Source organism: Brevundimonas sp. AC546, assembly GCF_979258305.1.
The window spans coordinates 1,511,808-1,528,709 of record NZ_OZ409849.1; the positions used below are offsets into that span (position 1 = coordinate 1,511,808).

Annotated in this window: 18 protein-coding genes; 5 read left to right on the forward strand and 13 right to left on the reverse strand. The window is 67.5% G+C overall.

All coding sequences use genetic code 11. The features are described 5' to 3' along the window. Nucleotides 1–6 precede the first annotated feature (6 nt). The 5 genes from ACZZZD_RS07510 to ACZZZD_RS07530 form a co-directional block, all read right to left on the reverse strand. The gene (locus ACZZZD_RS07510) at nt 7–1,188 is read right to left on the reverse strand and encodes an acetyl-CoA C-acyltransferase (protein WP_463433946.1); all 1,182 of its coding nucleotides are present in this window, start codon (nt 1,186–1,188) and stop codon (nt 7–9) included. 58 nt (nt 1,189–1,246) lie between these two features. After that, nucleotides 1,247–2,221 (reverse strand): flavin reductase family protein, encoded by a 975-nt coding sequence (locus ACZZZD_RS07515; protein WP_463433947.1) that lies wholly within the window; start codon nt 2,219–2,221, stop codon nt 1,247–1,249. Between the two features lie 80 nt (nt 2,222–2,301). Beyond that, a complete protein-coding gene (locus ACZZZD_RS07520; protein ID WP_463433948.1) occupies nt 2,302–2,922 on the reverse strand; it encodes a DUF1190 domain-containing protein in 621 nt (206 codons plus the stop codon). 5 nt (nt 2,923–2,927) lie between these two features. Then, complete coding sequence (locus ACZZZD_RS07525) at nt 2,928–3,341, reverse strand: DUF350 domain-containing protein (RefSeq protein WP_463433949.1); 414 nt, start codon at nt 3,339–3,341, stop codon at nt 2,928–2,930. Between the two features lie 25 nt (nt 3,342–3,366). Beyond that, nucleotides 3,367–4,014 (reverse strand): DUF2491 family protein, encoded by a 648-nt coding sequence (locus ACZZZD_RS07530; protein WP_463433950.1) that lies wholly within the window; start codon nt 4,012–4,014, stop codon nt 3,367–3,369. A gap of 138 nt (nt 4,015–4,152) precedes the next feature. Between ACZZZD_RS07530 and ACZZZD_RS07535 the strand changes: the two genes are divergently transcribed. The 4 genes from ACZZZD_RS07535 to ACZZZD_RS07550 all read left to right on the forward strand — a co-directional run bounded on the left by ACZZZD_RS07535 (nt 4,153) and on the right by ACZZZD_RS07550 (nt 7,736). Then, entirely contained in the window at nt 4,153–4,833 is a 681-nt protein-coding gene (locus tag ACZZZD_RS07535; RefSeq protein ID WP_463433951.1) for a YjfI family protein, read from the forward strand. Nucleotides 4,834–4,848: 15 nt separating this feature from the next. Further along, nucleotides 4,849–5,589, forward strand: a complete 741-nt coding sequence (locus ACZZZD_RS07540; protein WP_463433953.1) for a PspA/IM30 family protein — start codon at nt 4,849–4,851, stop codon at nt 5,587–5,589. A 3-nt stretch (nt 5,590–5,592) separates the two neighbouring features. Next, complete coding sequence (locus ACZZZD_RS07545; RefSeq protein WP_463433955.1) at nt 5,593–6,759, forward strand: glutathionylspermidine synthase family protein; 1,167 nt, start codon at nt 5,593–5,595, stop codon at nt 6,757–6,759. 89 nt (nt 6,760–6,848) lie between these two features. Next, entirely contained in the window at nt 6,849–7,736 is an 888-nt protein-coding gene (locus ACZZZD_RS07550; protein ID WP_463433958.1) for a hypothetical protein, read from the forward strand. Between the two features lie 38 nt (nt 7,737–7,774). On the opposite strand, the gene ACZZZD_RS07555 is transcribed toward ACZZZD_RS07550, so the two are convergent. Together ACZZZD_RS07555 and ACZZZD_RS07560 are read right to left on the reverse strand one after the other, a co-directional pair. Next, the gene (locus ACZZZD_RS07555) at nt 7,775–8,227 is read right to left on the reverse strand and encodes a hypothetical protein (RefSeq protein WP_463433960.1); all 453 of its coding nucleotides are present in this window, start codon (nt 8,225–8,227) and stop codon (nt 7,775–7,777) included. A gap of 10 nt (nt 8,228–8,237) precedes the next feature. Beyond that, nucleotides 8,238–8,552, reverse strand: coding sequence for a hypothetical protein (locus ACZZZD_RS07560; protein WP_463433962.1), 315 nt, complete (start codon nt 8,550–8,552; stop codon nt 8,238–8,240). A gap of 737 nt (nt 8,553–9,289) precedes the next feature. Here ACZZZD_RS07560 and ACZZZD_RS07565 point away from each other — a divergent pair. Next, nucleotides 9,290–10,261, forward strand: coding sequence for a hypothetical protein (locus tag ACZZZD_RS07565; RefSeq protein WP_463433964.1), 972 nt, complete (start codon nt 9,290–9,292; stop codon nt 10,259–10,261). Between the two features lie 12 nt (nt 10,262–10,273). Here ACZZZD_RS07565 and ACZZZD_RS07570 read toward each other — a convergent pair whose 3' ends face one another. From ACZZZD_RS07570 to ACZZZD_RS07595, 6 genes are read right to left on the reverse strand one after another with little or no spacing between them, the layout of a single operon-like run. Next, nucleotides 10,274–11,155, reverse strand: a complete 882-nt coding sequence (locus ACZZZD_RS07570) for an RDD family protein (protein ID WP_463433966.1) — start codon at nt 11,153–11,155, stop codon at nt 10,274–10,276. Further along, nucleotides 11,145–12,158: a stage II sporulation protein M gene (locus ACZZZD_RS07575; protein WP_463433968.1), complete on the reverse strand. Its 1,014-nt coding sequence runs from the start codon at nt 12,156–12,158 to the stop codon at nt 11,145–11,147. Before ACZZZD_RS07575 ends, ACZZZD_RS07570 begins: the two co-directional genes overlap by 11 nt. Further along, entirely contained in the window at nt 12,155–13,471 is a 1,317-nt protein-coding gene (locus tag ACZZZD_RS07580) for a DUF58 domain-containing protein (RefSeq protein WP_463433970.1), read from the reverse strand. The genes ACZZZD_RS07575 and ACZZZD_RS07580 overlap by 4 nt, the downstream gene beginning before the upstream one ends. After that, complete coding sequence (locus ACZZZD_RS07585; RefSeq protein WP_463433972.1) at nt 13,468–14,424, reverse strand: AAA family ATPase; 957 nt, start codon at nt 14,422–14,424, stop codon at nt 13,468–13,470. Before ACZZZD_RS07585 ends, ACZZZD_RS07580 begins: the two co-directional genes overlap by 4 nt. Then, complete coding sequence (locus ACZZZD_RS07590; protein WP_463433974.1) at nt 14,411–15,637, reverse strand: DUF4350 domain-containing protein; 1,227 nt, start codon at nt 15,635–15,637, stop codon at nt 14,411–14,413. The genes ACZZZD_RS07585 and ACZZZD_RS07590 overlap by 14 nt, the downstream gene beginning before the upstream one ends. After that, a complete protein-coding gene (locus tag ACZZZD_RS07595; protein ID WP_463433976.1) occupies nt 15,634–16,233 on the reverse strand; it encodes a DUF4129 domain-containing protein in 600 nt (199 codons plus the stop codon). Before ACZZZD_RS07595 ends, ACZZZD_RS07590 begins: the two co-directional genes overlap by 4 nt. Nucleotides 16,234–16,902: the final 669 nt, after the last annotated feature.

The window sequence follows — 16,902 nt, forward strand, 5'->3', positions numbered from 1 at the left end:
CCCTCTTTAAACCAACTCCACGCCCATCGCCGTGGCTTCGCCGCCGCCGATGCACAGGGCGGCCATGCCCTTGGTCTTGCCGTGGGCTTTCAGGGCGGACAGGAGGGTGGTCAGGACGCGGGCGCCGGAGGCGCCGAGCGGGTGGCCCAGGGCGCAGGCGCCGCCGTTGACGTTGATCTTGTCGTGAGGGATGCCGAGTTCCTGCATGGCGATCATCGGCACGATGGCGAAGGCCTCGTTGACCTCCCAAAGATCGACGTCGTCGGCGCTCCAGCCGGCCTTCTTCAATGCCTTTTGCAGGGCGAAGACCGGGGCGGTGGTGAACAGGCTGGGCTCTTGGGCGTGGGCGGCCTGGCTGACGACGCGGGCGACCGGCGTCAGGCCCAGGGCCTCGGCCGTCGACTGGCGCATCATGACCAAGGCGGCGGCGCCGTCCGAGATCGAGGCGGCCGAGGCGGCGGTGATGGTGCCGTCCTTGCCGAAGGCGGGTTTCAGGTTGGGGATCTTGGAGGGATCGGATTTGGTCGGTTGTTCGTCGCGGTCGACGGTGACGGGTCCCTTGCGCGTCTTGACCTCGACCGAGGCGATCTCGGCGTCGAAGGCGCCTGAGTCCTGGGCGCGCTTGGCCCGGCCGGCGCTTTCGATGGCGTAGGCGTCCTGCTGCTCGCGGGTGAACTGATAGACCTTGGCCGTGTCCTCGGCGAACTGCCCCATCAGCTTGCCGGGGGTGTAGGCGTCCTCAAGCCCGTCCAGATACATGCTGTCGGAAATGACGTCGTGGCCGATGCGCGCGCCGCCCCGGTGCTTTTGCATCAGATACGGAGCGTTGGTCATGGACTCCATGCCGCCCGCCACGATCACGTCGGCGGATCCGGCCGCCAGGGCGTCGTGCGCCATCATCGCCGCCTGCATGCCCGAGCCGCACATCTTGTTGATGGTGGTCGCCTCGGTCGAGACGGGCAGGCCCGCGCCCATCCCCGCCTGACGCGCCGGCGCCTGGCCCAGGCCGGCGGGCAGGACGCACCCCATGATGATCTGCTCGACCTTGTTCGGGTCCAGCCCGGCGCGCTCCAGCGCCGCCTTGACCGCCACGGCGCCCAGGTCGGTGGACTTGGCGTCCGACAGCGCGCCCTGGAAACCGCCCATCGGGGTTCTGGCGTAGGAGACGATGACGACGGGATCGGACATGGAGTGGCTTCCTCTTCTTTCGCGGACAGATAGCGATCCGCCCGATCAATTCAAAGCGTCAGGAAAAGTGCAGCCGCCGATACTTGCCCCGGAAATAGAGCAGCGGATCGCGTCGCGGCTCGAACCGCGCCCGCGTCACCCGGCCGATGATGACCAGGTGATCGCCGGCCTCGACGATCTGTTCGGTCCCGCATTCGAAACTGGCCAGGGCGCCCGACAGGATGGGCGCGCCGGTGTCCCAGGTCTCCCACGCCACGTCCTGGAACCGGTCGGCCTGGGACCGGGCGAAGACGCCGGAGGTCGGCTGCTGGCCGATGTGCAGGACGTTGATGGCGAAATGCTCGGCCTGGCGGAAGCGTTCGACGTTGGTGGACGAGCGCGCCAGGCAGAACAGGATCAGCGGCGGGTCCAGCGACACCGAGGAGAAGGAGTTGGCGGTCAGGCCGACGGGCTGTCCGGCCTCGTCCAGCGTGGTCACCACCGTCACCCCGGTCGCGAAACAGCCCAGGGCGTCACGCAGGGTGCGCGGGTCGGACCCGGCCTGATAGACCATGGCCTCGCGCGGGGCCTGGCGTTCCAGAAAGCCCAGCAGGACGGCGTTCTCGGCCTCGGCGTCATCGAGCGTGCCGGCGCGCGAGATCACCTGCATCGGCAAGCCGGCCAGCATGGACTCGACCTCGGGCGAGATCGCGCCCTGCTCTTCGCCGGCGACGATCACCAGGCAACTGGCCAGCGCCGGGCCGGTGACAGCGAGCGCAGGCGCCACGATCGGCAAGGTCTCGTCCGAACAGACGATGGCCGGGCGCGAGGGAACTTCGGTTAGCAGGCGCCTGAGCGCGACGGACGCCTCCTCCTCTCCGTCCAAGGCGGCGGCGAGCACGACATGACGCCCGGCCTCGACCAGGGCGCGCACCGACCGTCGCCAGTCGCCCGACAGACGCTCGGGGGCGCCGATCAGCAAGACGATGGGATCCTCCGGGTCGCCCCAGCTTTCGACGTCCAGGCCTCCGATCCGGGGCGGCGATGCGGTCATGGGGCGGGGCGGTCCAGTCAGTGGCGAGGCAGGGAGCGAACCCTAATAAGGGAAGTCCCGCTGCGGACGCCAGAGACGTATCAACCGCCGTAAGACCGGCCGCCGCCGCCGAAGCCGCCGCGCGAGACCACCGCAGTACGGCTCTGGACGCGGCTCGGCGCCTGACGCGCCACGTCGCCGTGCTCGCGCCCGTTCGTCAGGGTCTTGCCGGTGCGGTAGTCGCGGTAGGTGTAGCCGCCGCCGTAGCCGTTCGACAGCCGGCCCTCGCGGTCGCGATACAGAGGACCGCCGCCGCGATAGCCGCCGCCGCTCAACATCTGGCCGACGATGAAGCCGGTCAGAAGCGGGGTGAAGAAGGAGCCGTTGCCACCCTGGTTGTTGGGCTGGCACTGGGACGGTCCCCACTGGCCCTCGCACTCCTCACGCGAGGCATAGCGGGGCGCGGTCTTGGCGGCCTCTTCTTGGGCCTTGGCCAGGGCGGCGTCGCATTGGTCGGCCGGGATGTCGTTGGCCGCCTTGCACTCGTCCAGAGACTGATAGGCCAGGGTCGGTTCGGGATCGGGCGCCGGGACGCGCTGGGGCGAGCCGCAGGCGGCCAGCGAGAAACTGGCGGTCGCCATCAGGCTGCTGACGTGCAGCACGCGCGAGCGCTTCAGCCGGCGCATCGTGTCTGTTTTGGGAAGGTCTTTCGGATCGGTCATGGCGGTCACGACGTCATGCAGGCGGCGTTGAGCAGGCCGACGCAGATGGAGATGGAAGCCAGATAGACGGCCGCGGCGATCTCGCCCGCCTCGATGCGGACGACCAGGTTGCGGAAAGCCATGCGGCTGATGGTGACGAAGACGACGATTTGGATCACGCCGGCCAGCAGGGCCCAGGCCGCGAACTCCATCAGGCTGACGGTGTGCGACAGGGCCGAGGCGAGCGGCAGGACATAGCCGATCAAGGCGCCGCCCAGCGCGATGGCGGCGGCGGTGTTGCCCTGACGGATCAGCGTATGCTCGTGATACGGCGTGACCCACTGATAGACCAGTTTGAACGCCACGGTGAAGGCGCCCGCCATGGCGAAGGCGATCAGGAAGGCGATCGCCCCTTGCTGAAATACGAACCAGTCGAACATCTGTCTTGCCCCTCGGATTGCGCGCTCAGGCGCGGAACTCGGCCATTTCCAGCGGAATGCCGATCATGATTTCGTGCGTCGTCTCGCCGCCCTCGGGCTGCTGCTCCAGGGCGATCATCAGTTCGCGCCCGCCGCCCAGCTCGCGGGCATACAGCATGCAGGTCTGGAAGATCTTGGCATAGGGGATGGTCGCGGCCCGGTCGTCCCAGATCGTCTCCCACAGGGTGACGGGCGGCTGGATGGCGTCGCTCTCGGCGAACCAGAAGCGCGGATAGTCGGGCAGCTCTTCGGCCGCGCCGTGGAAGACCGGCGCCGACAGGCGGTCGCGCCAGATGCGGCGTTCCCGCTCGCCCGGCGGATAGGCCGAGGTCCACGGCACGAACAGGCTGAAGTCGTAGCTTTCCAGCCCCGCCTCGTCGTCGCTCATGGCCTGAAGCATGACGTGGTCGTCGGTGTAGAAGCGATGCACGAACTGACCGCTGTCCAGGCTGACCAGCCCCTGCGCCGAGATGTCCAGTACGTCGCGATCCAGGGTGAAATGGGTTTCGTCGCCCAGCCGGCGCCAGGCCAGCGGGTCCAGCGATACGGTGCGGCCCACGGTGATGTTGCGCACCGTCGCCAGCCGATTGGCGGGTACGGCCTTCTCCGACGATCCGAAAAGCTTCTTGAACATGGGCGACTATCTAGGCCCGATGCGCGCCGACGGCGAGCGAACAGAGACGATGCGACCGAATGATGCGGTTCATGGCGTCAACTTCCGTCCGAACTTGCGTCAAGTCAAGCGTTCATGTTACGCGTTTCATGTAACGATATGCCCAACGACGCCTTACCCTCTTCCGCCGCCAACGACCGCATCCGTGCGTGGCGACAGGCGCGTCGCGAGGCGGGTCTGGTCAAGCTGGAGCTCTGGGTGCCCGAAGCCGCCCGTGACGACGTGAAGGCCGCCGTGCGCGCCATCATCACCGATTCTACACGCGGCCCGCAGCTTGCGAGCCGACCGCGCCGCCCCACTTCTGATCCCATCACCTCTGGAGACGACCATCAAATGGACGCCGTGATCGAAACCCCCTGGACCGTGCCCGCCATCAAGTCGGCGCTGGACGGTTCCGCCTTGCTGCGTGACGGGGAAATGACCCTGCGCGTGGTCGAGGGCGCCGAGCCCGTTCTGCTGGCGACCATGCACGAATACGGCGACCTGCCGGTCTATCTGAGCGTCGGCGGCGCCCAGATCGTCTGTTCTGTCCTGCTGTGGCCCGTCGCCGAACAGGCCGACCGCCACGCCTTCAACGAGTTCCTGCTGAAGGCCCAGCGCGTGGTGCCCCTGTCCAACTTCGCCATCACCAACGTCGGCGGCGAAGACGTGTATGAGCTGATGGGCGAACTCTCTTGCAAGACGACACTTCAGACCATCCTCATCGAACTGCGCACCCTGGCCGAGAATGCGATCGACGCCACCGAACTGCGTGAAACCTTCGGCGCCGACGCCGCCTGATCCGGAAGACCGACCATGTCCATGCTCAGAAAACTGTCCGCCCTGTTTCGGGGCTCGGCCCATGACGCGGCCCAGGGCGTCGTCGACGCCAACGCGCTGAAGATCCTCGATCAGGAAATCCGCGACGCCGACAATGCTCAAGGCAAGGCGCGCGACGACCTGGCCGGCCTGGTGGCGCGCCGCCGCATGGCCGAAAACGAGATGGCCAGCTTCCGCGACCAGATCGGGAAATACGAAAGCTCGGCCCGCACCGCCCTGGGCCAGGGCAAGACCGACCTGGCGCGCGAAGTCGCCGGCCGCATCGCCGAGCTGGAAGTCGAGATCACGAGCCGCGGCCCGCTGATCGAGGACATGAAGACGGCCGAGACGCGCCTGCGCACGGCCATCGCCTCGACCGACCAAAAGATCGAGACGCTTCGTCGCGAGATCGACATCGTCAAGGTCAACGATTCCGTCCAACGCGCCCAGACCTCGGTCGCCCTGAACTCGGCCGGCGCCCAGTCGCGCATCGGCTCGGCGGCCGACAGCCTGCAACGCATCAAGCAGCGCCAGGCGATTCAGGAAGAGAAGCTGAACGCCAATCAAGCGCTGGAGGATCGCCGCACCGGCGCCGACCTGGACGCCAAGCTGCGCGAGGCCGGCATCCTGCCCGGCCATTCGTCGGCCGACGACGTCCTGGCCCGCCTGAGCCAGCCGGAGGTGACGGTCGTCACCCCGCGCATCGGCCAGTCTACGCCCGACAAAGACCCGGCCTGATCCATGGAGCGTCTGCGCTTCGATCCCCGCACCGACTGGGACGCCAAGGCCGAGGAACTGGGCTTCACCTGGCGCCATACCGACGGCAAACCCTATTGGGACGAGACGGCGGCCTACGCTTTCTCGCTGGCCGAGATCGAGGACGGGATCGAGGCGCCGACCGAGGAACTGCACGGCCTGTGCCTGGCACTGGTGAACGAGGCCGTTCAGTCCGAGCGGCTGATGGAACAGCTCGATATTCCCGAGACCATGCGGGACTATGTGGCCGACAGCTGGAAGCGGGGCGATCCGTCCCTCTATGGCCGGTTTGACTTCGCCTATGATGGCACGGGTCCGGCCAAGCTTTACGAATACAACGCCGACACCCCGACCAGCATCTATGAGACGGCGGTGTTCCAGTGGTTGTGGCTGGAGGATCAGATCGCGGCCGGCGCCCTGCCCGCCGACGCCGACCAGTTCAACAGCCTGCATGAGAAGCTGGTCGACCGGTTCCGGGCCATCTTCCCGAATGGCGGCTTCGTCCATTTCGCCTCGGACGCCGAGTTCGTCGAGGACCGCCAGACGGTGCGCTTCCTCGAAGACCTGGCGCGCCAGGCAGGACTGGACCCGCAGTTCGTCGCCATCGACCAGATCGGCCTGAATGCCGACGGCCGGTTCGTGGACCACGACAACTGGATCATCCAGGCGATGTTCAAGCTGTATCCGTGGGAGCAGATGCTACGCGACGAATACGCCGCCCCCCTGCCCACCGCCGACGTGACGGTGCTGGAACCGGCGTGGAAGGGCATCCTGTCCAACAAGGCCATCCTGCCCCTGTTGTGGGAACGGCATGCGGGCCACCCCAACCTGCTGGAATCCTATTTCGAGGGCGATCCGGCCGAGAGCGCGCTGGGATCGTCCTATGTGCGCAAGCCGCTGTTTTCGCGCGAGGGCGACAATGTCGAACTGATCGACCAGGGGCATAGCGCGGCCGAGGTGGTGGACGGCGGCTATGGCGAGGGGCGCTATATCCGCCAGGCGCTGTGCGATCCGCCCCTGTTCGACGGCAACCATGTGATCGTCGGGTCGTGGGTGGTCGGGACGGAGCCCGCCGGCATCAGCCTGCGCGAGGATGTGGGCCGCATCACCCGCAACACCTCGCGCTTCGTGCCGCACTTCATTCGGGGCTGAAACGACGTCACGCCGGTTGGCGAACGCAGCAACCAACCTGGGCGCGGGTCGTTCTTGGGGTCCCTCACAGACGCCCGAAAGCCGTACCCATGCCCAACATCCGCCTCGCTCTGGTCGCCACGACCGCCCTGACCCTCGCCGCCGGCGCCGGCGCCGCCAGCGCCCAGACGCAAGCCCCATCGACGACCCAGGACCGGCTCGGCGCCGTGGTCGGTGCGCTGTTCGGGGATCGGCTCGGCCTGTCGGCCATGGACCAGGCCTGGCTGCGCGGCGGGCGTCCCCTGCGTGACGGCCAGAGCCAGTTCTCGACCCAGGTGGACGCCAGCCTGAGGGCTGGTTCGGTGTCCAGCTCGGCCGCGACGCGGTTGAGGTCGGACTATACGGCCCTGGTCGATCTGGAGACCCGTTACGCCGCCGACGGCATCAATACTCAGGAGCGCGCTGACCTGAATGCCCGCTACACCACCCTGACCCAGACGTTGCAATCCGGCGCCTCGGGCTATGACGACGCCAGCACGGTCGCCCAGGGGCGGGCCGCCTTCGATGCGCGCGTGGACGCCGCCGTGACCGCTCGCCGCCTGACCCGCACCGAGGCCACCCGGCTGAAGACCGACTATCAGGCCCTGATCCAGGTCGAGACCCGCTACAATGCGGACGGCGTGATCGACGCCACCGAACGCGCCGATCTGGACGCTCGCCTGGACGCGTTGGACCTGCGTGTCGGCGACGGCCCAACCGGCACGACGCCCCCGGCGACGAACCTGCCCGCGCGCACCCGCCTGGCGAACCTCGAGACGGCCCTGACCGCCGCCGAACGCGCGGGCGCCGTCACCCGCGCCGACGCGGCCGATATCCGTGTCGAGGCCGGCGATCTCGCGCGTCTGGACGCCGCCTACACCCGCACCAGCCCGTCGTCGGACGACACGGCCTATCTCAGCCGGCGCATCGGCGAACTGGAAACGCGCGCCCGCCGCTAGGCCGAACCGAGAAGCGTCCTGCTCCGTCGAGCGGGACGCTACTTCCCCCGCGCGGTCTTGAGCCTGGACAGCAGCGCCTTGCGACGTTTTTCGTGCTGATCCGCGACTTCCGCTCGACGCGCTTCCAGCCGGGCCGCTTCTTCGTCCAACTCGCTCATCGCAGTGGCGTGGTCGGCGTCCAGCGCCTCGACCTCCTGCTCAAGCGCCGCGATCCGGGCGCGCTTGGCCTTGGTCTGGGCCGACGCCTTTGGAGGTCGCGGCGCCTTGGCGATCTTGCCCACATCGATGGCCAGACCGCGCTGGATGACCTCGCCCGGCGCGGCCATCGCGGCATCATAATCCGGCCCGCCGCTCAGTTCGCTGGCCAGGCCTGTGGCGAACAGATCCTGTTTCGACCCCCAGGCCTCCAGCGCCTTGGGTCGCGAACTGACCGCGACGGTGAAGGCGTGAAACCCGTCGGACCAGGTGAAGACCTTGAGCCTGGGCGCCATCAGCCGATCGTCACCGCATGTTCGCCTTGGGAACGGAGATCAGGACGACGCCTTCGTACTCACCGACGATCCGCCCGGCCGCCTTGATCCGGGGATTGTTCATGGCGTCGCTGGGGCAGCCCAAAAGGTTGGCGCTATCGTCCAGCAACTCCGAGGTCGCGAAGGTCTCGCCCAGCAGTCGGCAAGGTCCGCCAGCATAGGGGTATCCCCCATCCATCACCCTGAGGCCCTCGGGGAAGACGAAGGTTTCCGCCCGGTCGTTGGACGATGTCGCACACGCGGCAAGTCCGGCGGCCGCGAATGCGATCAAGGCAAGGGTTCTCATGGGATTCTCCGTTTCCTCACCCTCTCAAACCTGGTGATGGAAGTCGAGGTCCGGCAGCGCCGCAACGACCCGGATGCGACGGCCGTCAGCGAGACCTTCCGTTCAATCGCTCGGGATGTACCTCAACGTCTTAAAGACCATGGCCACCGTAAGCTATCGCTCACGGCGCGTCGTCAACAGCTCGGGCAATGTGCACGCGATCAACCCGTTCTGACTCGACCCATCTTTACACGAGGGCGATCGGCACAAGAATAACCATCAGGAAAAAGAGGGGGACCAAGGCTTCAAGTCGCTATCATCGCCGCCGTGGTCTGGGCGTTGGCAGTAACTGCGCGGGCGCCTTGTGACAACGCTTCCGGCGGAGGCACGTGAAGGGCGAACGCCAGAGTGTTTGAAATCACCAGCGTCACGAGACGATCCGTTCATCGATCAACTGGCTGTTCGATTCGGGCCGGGTGATCGCAGGGCAGGAACAGCGTGACGCCGTCGCCGACGGCCTCCACGGCCCCGGCCGCAGCATAGCCCAGCACCCTGGGCTGCGGTTCGATCTTGTCCTTGGGCGCGCGACCTTGGTGTCGACCGGATTGACCGAAACAGCTTCGACGCGCGCTGGGTGATGAACGCCGACCGGCGGATGCCCATCCGGTCGGCGCCGATCTCGCCGCAGTTGCGGGAATGGGCTGGCGAGGCTGCGCCTCAGCTTCTACAATCGTCCTACATCATGCTGGGAGGCGGGTTTGCGGGGTGAGGTTCTGACGTTCGACGGGGCGACCGGATTGGGGTTCATCCTCGGCGACGACGGCGCGCGGTATTCGTTCACAAAGGAGGACGTTCAGCCGCCTTCGGTTCTGGAACGCAGCCAGAGAGTCGATTTCATCGCGGAGAAGGACTGGCGCGCCCAGCAGATCATCGCCATGCGGCCGCCGCTGGTCACGAGCGCGACGCCCGGCGGCGGGCGCGGCAGCGGCGTGTTCGACCTGGGGCGCGTGATCCAGCGCACTTTCGGCGCGATCCAGCAGAACGCCGCCATTTTCTTTGGTGCGGCCGTCATTCTGGTCGGCTTGCCCAGCATCCTCGCGGCTGTGGGTCAGAGCACCATGCTGAGCGAGGACTATGGCCCGGGCGTACTGATGATGATGGCCGGCGCGGTGCTTAACTTTGTCGGCCTGTATCTGCTGCAGGGGATGGTGGTGAAGGCGGCGGTCAATGGATTCAATGGCAAGAAGACCGCTTTTGGCGACGCCTTCAATGTCGGGGTGCAGAACTTCCTGCCGCTACTGGGTCTGGCGATTATCGCCAGCCTGGGGATGATGCTGGGCTTCGTTCTGCTGATCGTGCCGGGCGTGATTCTGGCGGTCATGTGGTCGGTCGGCTCCCCCGCCGTCGTGGTGGAAAAGCGCGGCGTGTTCGCCGGCCTGCAGCGTAGCCGCGAACTCACCAAGGGTTATCGCTGGTCGGTGTTCGGCCTGTTGGTCATCTATGTGATCCTGTCGTGGATCATCGGCGCCGCGATCGGCGGTCTCAGCCTGGCGACCGGCGGCACCTTCACGGGCGGCACGCCCAATCTGACGGTCAATCTGATCACCGAACCCCTGGTCAGCATCCTGTCCGGCGTCGTCGCGTCGGCAGGCGTGGCGTCGCTGTATTACGAACTGCGCTCGGCCAAGGAAGGCGTCGGGTCGGAGGAACTGGCCTCGATCTTCGACTGATCGCTTGCGATGTCAGACGTCGTGCTTGTCGCGACGCCTGACGCCCATCAGCAGCTTCTGTTCCAGTCGGCCGCGCAGGGCGGCGTAATAGGCGCTGAGGAAGTCGCGGTCCGCCTCATGGGGAGCGCGCGTCCAGCCGATCTTCTTGGCGATGCGGTCGGCGACGTCGCGCTGGGTCTTGCGATCACCCTGGCGCAGGACGGTTTCCAGGACGTGCAGTTCCTTGGCGCCATAGGCGTCCACCTGGGCCGGCGTGAAGTCGTAGGCGGCCATCCGTCCCGCGCCGTCGTCGGCCATGTCGCGGATCAGCTTGCGACGCGGCGTGCGCACCACCCATGTCCCCCCGATCAGGTCGCCGACACGCAGCCGGTCCTTGTTGAACAGGGGGAAGAAGACGAAGATCGCCGCCCAGACGAAGGCCAGCAGATACATCCAGCCCTCGACGCCACCCTCCTGACTGCGAGCGACCAGGATGGACAGGGGCAGGAAGACTTCCAGCTCGCGCATGGCGTTGCGGGCGAAGACGGCTTCGGCCTTCAGCCGTCCGCCGTCGCGCGATGCGACCCGCAGCCCCATGATCCGCTTGCCCGGTGTGGCGGCTGAGGCCGACAGCTCGAAGGCGGTGAAGTAAAAGTTTCGCAGCAGGAAGAAGACGATCAGCCAGATGACGGCGATCATCTCGGCGCCTGTCGGACCGCCGACCATGGACGCCCCTGCGCTGAACGCGAAAATCGAAGCGATGGTGAAAGCGATCAGCACGCCGATGATGATGGCGGCGTCCAGCAGAAAGGCGCCCGCCCTCTGGCCCGCATCGCCGATGTTCAGGCGCAGGTCCACGCCCTCGGGCGTGACGAAGGCGCGTTCAGTGCGGGGCGCGACGGGTTCAGCGGACATGGGCGACCCCTGGTCTCGGCGCGTAGAAGTAGAGGCCCCAGAGCACCGCGGTCGCCGCCGCCACGGTGTAGCGAAGGCCGGTATCGACGATCAGCTGGCGGCCAAAACCTTCCAGCAGGCCGGCAAACATCAGCATCACCACCACCCCGCCCATGGCGATGGCTGCGGTGCGTCCTGCCTCGACTGCTGCGTCCATCCGTCGTCTCTGGCCGGGGAAGGCGACGGCCCAGCCGATCCGCAATCCCGCTGCCCCCGCCAAGACGACGGCGAATAGCTCGGTCACGCCGTGGATCAGCAGCCAGCCGCCCAGCTCGAACCCCAGTCCGCGACTGGCGAACAGGGCGAAGAAGGCCCCCAGGGTCGCGCCGTTGTAGAGGATCAGAAGCCCGGTCGGCAGGCACAGTGCGAACCCCAGGGCGAAGGCCAACAAGGCGACCTGGGCGTTGTGAGTGAACAGATACGCGGCGAAGACCGACAGGCCCTGGGCGTCGTCCGCGCCGTTCAGCGTGGCGCGAAGGGTCTCGGTCGAGGCGGCGGGATCGCGTCCGCCGCTGAGGTCGGCGGGGACGAAGGCGTAGAACCACTCCGGCTCGTGCATAACCAGCCAGGCGCCGACCAGGGCGCCCAGCAGCATCAGAGCCGTAGAGATCAGGGTCTCGCGCCACAGGCCGCGCACCGCAGCGGGCCAGTCGGTGCGGAAGAAGGCGACCAGCCGGTCCTGGATCGTCGCCCGCGAGCCATAGACGAAGAAATAGGCCCGCGCCGATAGGGTCTCCAGATAGTCGATCAGGCCTTGGTCCAGCGAGGTCTCGCGCGCCACCGACAGGGCCGACAAGGTCGAACGATACAGCACCGGCACGGCGAGGATTTCTGCGTCGGTCAGCCTGGACGCCGAGCCTTTCTCGGCCTTGTCCATCAGCCGTTCCAGACGACGCCAGTCGTCCTCGCGCGCCTGGCGGAAACGCTGGCTCTTGAGCAGGCCGGAGGGGCGCACGTCGGTCACAGCAGGTCCCTCCGCTTCAGGTCCAGATAGGCGTTCACCACCTCGATCCCCACCCGCTCGGCCGGGGCGTCCACGATGTGCGCCCCCATGCGCCGCAATCGCCCGATCACCGTCTCGCGTTCGCGCAGCAGGGTTCCGGCGACCACGGCGCGGGACACATCCTCGGGCGTCTGGGGATCGGCGGCGGTCAGCCCCTCCAGCTCGTCGTCGCGCAGGACGACGAACAGGACAAGGTGGCGGCGCAGCAGCCGGCCCAGCGACTCGATCATCAGCTCGGCGGCCGTGGAATCGGTGAAGTCGGTAAAGACCACGATCAGCGAGCGGCGCTGGAGCTGGCCCGACAGGGTCGCAAGAGCCAGGGTGTAGTTGGTCTCGTGCGTCGAATAGTCGATACGCCCCACCACGGCCTGGAGGGTGCGAAAGGCGTCCAGCCCGCCCACCGCGCCGGTGGTCACGCGCGGCTGGGAATCGAAGGCGAAGATCCCCGTCCGGTCCCCCGAGCGCAGGCAGGCGTAGGACAGCAGCAGGGCCGCATGGATGAAGCGGTCGATGCGCGGCATGCCGCCGACCGGCTCGCAGGCCGCTCGACCACAATCCAGCGCCATGATGACGTTGTGGTTGCGCTCGGTGCGGAACTCCTTGGCCAACAGGGCGGCGTGGCGGGCCGACTGTTTCCAGTCGATCGAGCGGCGGTCCATCCCGGCCTGAAAGTCGCGCAGAGCCTGAAACTCCGACCCTTCGCCGATCTCCAACTGGGTCTTGGCGCCGAAAAGGGCGTCGCGGGCGAACAGACGCACCGCCTGGTCGCGCACCCATTTCAGGTCGGTCAGGACAGGGGCGGCGATGTCCAGGGCGAAGGTCTTCTGCTTCCACACCAGCCCCATCGGCCCGCGCCAACGCACCCACAGAGCGTCCAGGCTGGCGGCGCCCCGGCGGTTGGGGGTGAAGGGAAAGGCCAGGGCCGCGCCGCGATCCGACACCGTCGCCTGGCGCGTCGCATCGTCCAGCCCCAGCCGGGCCTCGCCCGACAAAGCGGCCTCGACGGTCCTCGGAACAGGGCCTTTCGCGCCAAATCGCACTCTCAGCCCGGCCATGTCCGACCGACCGACGGCTGCGCGCATGGGTTTAGGCTCGTCCAGCTCCAGCCCGCGTCTCGATCCGCCCGACAGGGCGTCGACGGCGACAAGCAGCATCAAGCTCGCGATCCAGACCGGGCCCGCGATCCAGCCCAAAGGCGTCAGGACGCCGGCCAGCAGGGCCACGGGAACGCCCGCCGCCATCGCCGTCACCGCACGTCGGGTGGGATAGATCACCGGGGCGCCGCCACCTGATCCACCAGGCCGGCCAGCACCTGTTCGACGCGGCGTCCCTCGATCTCGGCCGCCGGCGACAGGACCAGGCGGTGACGCAGGGCCGGGATGGCCAGAGCCTTCACGTCGTCGGGAATGACATAGTCGCGACCGTCCAGCGCCGCCCGCGCCCGCGCTGCGACGGCCAGCATGGCCCCGGCGCGGGGAGAGGCGCCGGTCTCGACGTCGGCCGAGGTCCGGGTGGCGCGCACCAGACCGGTGATATAGCCGATCACCTCGTCCGTCAGGCGCACGTCCGCGACGGTGTTCACCGCCGCATCGATGACGGCGGCGTCGGCGACGACCTCGACCCCCAGGGCGATGGGGTCCATCAGGCCGGTGCGCGAGCCGTGGGCGGCGACGATGGCGCGCTCCTGCTCCAGGCTGGGATAGTCAAGCACCTGTTTGAACAGGAAACGGTCCAGCTGGGCCTCGGGCAGAGGATAGGTGCCCTGCTGCTCGATAGGGTTCTGGGTGGCGACGACGGTGAAGCGCGCGCTGAGGGCGTGGGCCTCGCCGTCGATGGTGATCTGGCGTTCCTGCATGGCCTCCAGCAGGGCGGCCTGGGTCTTGGGCGGGGTGCGGTTGATCTCGTCCGCCAGCAGCAGTTCGCAGAAGATCGGCCCGCGCGTGAGCGTAAAGCTGGAGGTCTGGAAGTTGAACAGATTGGCGCCGATGATGTCGCCGGGCATCAGGTCGGGCGTGAACTGGATGCGGCCGTAGTCGAGCCCCACCGTGCGCGCGAATGTCTGGGCCAGCAGGGTCTTGGCCGTGCCGGGCGGACCTTCCAGCAGGACGTGCCCGCCGGCGAACAGGGCCGTCAGCAGCATGTCGACGGCGTCCTCCTGGCCGACCACGGCCTTGGCGATCTCGGCGCGGATGCGCTCGGCGATCGTCTTCACCTCATTGACGTGCACGGGTCAGCTCCTGGTTCCAGCGATGAAGGGCGCTGGCGACCTGCATCAGGTCAGCCGGCGACTTGGCGGCCCGGGCCTGTTCGGCCAGGGCGGTGTAGGATTCGGTCGCGCCGCCGGTGCGGCCGACGCGGTCGAGGAAGGCGTCCAGCGCCGCCTCGTCCAGATTGCGCGGCGCCCCGATGGCGCGGGCCACGGCGGCGCGCACCAAAAGGGCATAGGGGGCGGCCATGCGATGCTCGCGCCGCGCCAGACGGACCAGGCCGGCGGTATTGTCCGCCAGTCCGCGCTTTCCCAGGGCGATGATCCGACCCTTTTCGCGCGCAGGCCCGAAGCGGACGGCGGCCTGGAAACCGGCGAAGGCCGCCAGTGCGACCAGCACCAGGGTCATACCGGCCAGCGGCGGCTCCAGCATCAGCCGCAGCATGTTGCGCGTGCGCTGGAAGCCATGCAGCGTCAGGTCGAACATCACCGGCGCATCGTCGGCGCGCACCAGGTCGATAAGGCCGACGGCGGTGGTCGCCCCGTTCAGGGTCTTGAGCGCAGCCGTGCTGACCAGGTCGGGATCGGCCAGAACATAGGTCCGCAGTTCGCGATGCATCGCCAGGACCGCACGCCCCTGATCGTCGACCACGACGGGAATCCAGGCCGGCCCTTCGAGCGTGCGCAGCTCTTCGACCTGAATCGGCTTGCCGAACGGCGCGCCGCTGGGACGGCGCAGTGTCACGGTGGCGCGACCCTTGCGCTCCATCAGTTTCAGGTCCTTGCGCAGGTCGTCCGGCAGGGACGCCAGCACCAGCGACGACGGCAGGACGCCCAGGGTGCGCACCCAGCCGGGGTGATCCGCGTCGGGCACGGACGTCCATTTCGGCAGGACGACCAGCGTGGCGCCGTAATGTTCGATGTCGTCGATCTGTTCGGGCTTCGTCTGGGCCGACGGTGTCAGGATCAGCAGGCTCTCGTCCGACGCCTCGGTCAGCGCGCCCCGGTTCAGAACCACCGGCACGCCCAGCCCACGCAACAGCGAAGGCAGGCCGCCGAAGCCGGTGGACGACCGCGACAGGGCATGGCCGCCGCCGTCGTCGCCCGACCTCAACTCCGGCGCATAGGCGGACAGGACGCCCAGCCCCGCCAGCGCCACCACCCCGACCAGCAGGACGGCGATCATGGTGACGGGCGAGAAGCCGCCGTCGCCGGCCTTGCTGGATCGGCTCATGCGCGCCAGCCCTCGGGCAGGGCGAAGGCCTCATAGGCCTGGCGACAGTCGGCGAAGTCCTGGGCGCCGACGGGGGCGCCGCCGAACAGGCTACGCTCCACCATCCGGCCGATCAGGTCGAAGGCCGGACGGGCGGCGTCGGGCAGGGCTTTCAGCCGAGCGATCTCGCGCGTGGTCAGCGAAACGCGCACGGCGCGCGGCTGGCGCTGTTCGATGTCCTGAACGCTGCGCAGCAGCAGCAGGTGAGCGGCATCGGCATAGAGGCCTCGCGCCGCCAGGGCGTCGGCGTCGGCCAGCAGATCACGCGCGACGCGCGGATCGGGCCGCCATTGCGCATCGGCGACGATCTTCGGCTTCGTCGGCTTGGCGGGCGGCGCGCGCATCCGCAGGATTTCGCGGACGATAGCATACAGGATCAGAGCCGCGACCAGGGCCAGGCCGATCCAGAACACCCACTGCAGCACCGGCGCAATGAACTGAAGAACATCGCCGATCCAGTGCAGCCAGCCGGGCGTCTTTATGTCGGGACGGTCGAAGCCAATGCGGTCGAACTGGAGGGAATCGTCCCTCAGGAGACGGGCGTGCGCCTGGACCAAGGCCTCATCTGTGGGCGAAGCCCTATCCTGCATCTTGCGAACGCACCCTTACTGTACAGCTAAGCCATACCGGCCCGAGAAGACGAGTCAACCACAGGCGCCTATGCCGCCCCCTTGCACTCGTTCACGCGTCGGCATTCAACGCGGCCAATGTGGTGATTACGTCGAACTGGTGATGAACAGGACCCTGAGGTCCGGCCGGTTTCGCGTGCTGCGTCATCGTCTGGGTGGATGGAACCGAAGTTCAGAAGCCTGCTCCCCGGCATCGCCTAGCTTGCGCTCATCCCTCAACGCGGCCCGCCTGTGAAGGCTTCATGGAATTACGAAACGAAGATGCATCGAGCAGACTTCTCGTCGCGAGGCCTGAATGAATGAACAATCCCGGCCCGGGCCTAGCCGCTGAAACCCGGCCTGGCTTTGGGGCCTGGCCGCCACCGATGCCGCTCTCGGCTGCGGCGGCCCAGCGGCGTACATCGCGTTTGGGGAAGGTTTCGCCTATATAGCGGCCCTTGCTCCTGACCGGACGCTCCATGTTCCGGAGGAGAAGTTGGAATACGTCGCCATTTTCGTGCGCGCTCTGTGTGCACTTACTTGTCGAAAAGCCCTTAAGAACATCGTAGATTTGACCTCGCGCGTCGCTTTCATATTGCTGAATAATGACTCTCACCC

Bases quoted from the DNA above. Each gene is read 5' to 3' on its own strand.
- ACZZZD_RS07510 (WP_463433946.1), bottom strand. From the start codon at position 1,188: ATGTCCGATCCCGTCGTCATCGTCTCCTACGCCAGAACCCCGATGGGC.
- ACZZZD_RS07515 (WP_463433947.1), bottom strand. From the start codon at position 2,221: ATGACCGCATCGCCGCCCCGGATCGGAGGCCTGGACGTCGAAAGCTGG.
- ACZZZD_RS07520 (WP_463433948.1), bottom strand. From the start codon at position 2,922: ATGACCGATCCGAAAGACCTTCCCAAAACAGACACGATGCGCCGGCTG.
- ACZZZD_RS07525 (WP_463433949.1), bottom strand. From the start codon at position 3,341: ATGTTCGACTGGTTCGTATTTCAGCAAGGGGCGATCGCCTTCCTGATC.
- ACZZZD_RS07530 (WP_463433950.1), bottom strand. From the start codon at position 4,014: ATGTTCAAGAAGCTTTTCGGATCGTCGGAGAAGGCCGTACCCGCCAAT.
- ACZZZD_RS07535 (WP_463433951.1), top strand. From the start codon at position 4,153: ATGCCCAACGACGCCTTACCCTCTTCCGCCGCCAACGACCGCATCCGT.
- ACZZZD_RS07540 (WP_463433953.1), top strand. From the start codon at position 4,849: ATGTCCATGCTCAGAAAACTGTCCGCCCTGTTTCGGGGCTCGGCCCAT.
- ACZZZD_RS07545 (WP_463433955.1), top strand. From the start codon at position 5,593: ATGGAGCGTCTGCGCTTCGATCCCCGCACCGACTGGGACGCCAAGGCC.
- ACZZZD_RS07550 (WP_463433958.1), top strand. From the start codon at position 6,849: ATGCCCAACATCCGCCTCGCTCTGGTCGCCACGACCGCCCTGACCCTC.
- ACZZZD_RS07555 (WP_463433960.1), bottom strand. From the start codon at position 8,227: ATGGCGCCCAGGCTCAAGGTCTTCACCTGGTCCGACGGGTTTCACGCC.
- ACZZZD_RS07560 (WP_463433962.1), bottom strand. From the start codon at position 8,552: ATGAGAACCCTTGCCTTGATCGCATTCGCGGCCGCCGGACTTGCCGCG.
- ACZZZD_RS07570 (WP_463433966.1), bottom strand. From the start codon at position 11,155: ATGTCCGCTGAACCCGTCGCGCCCCGCACTGAACGCGCCTTCGTCACG.
- ACZZZD_RS07590 (WP_463433974.1), bottom strand. From the start codon at position 15,637: ATGAGCCGATCCAGCAAGGCCGGCGACGGCGGCTTCTCGCCCGTCACC.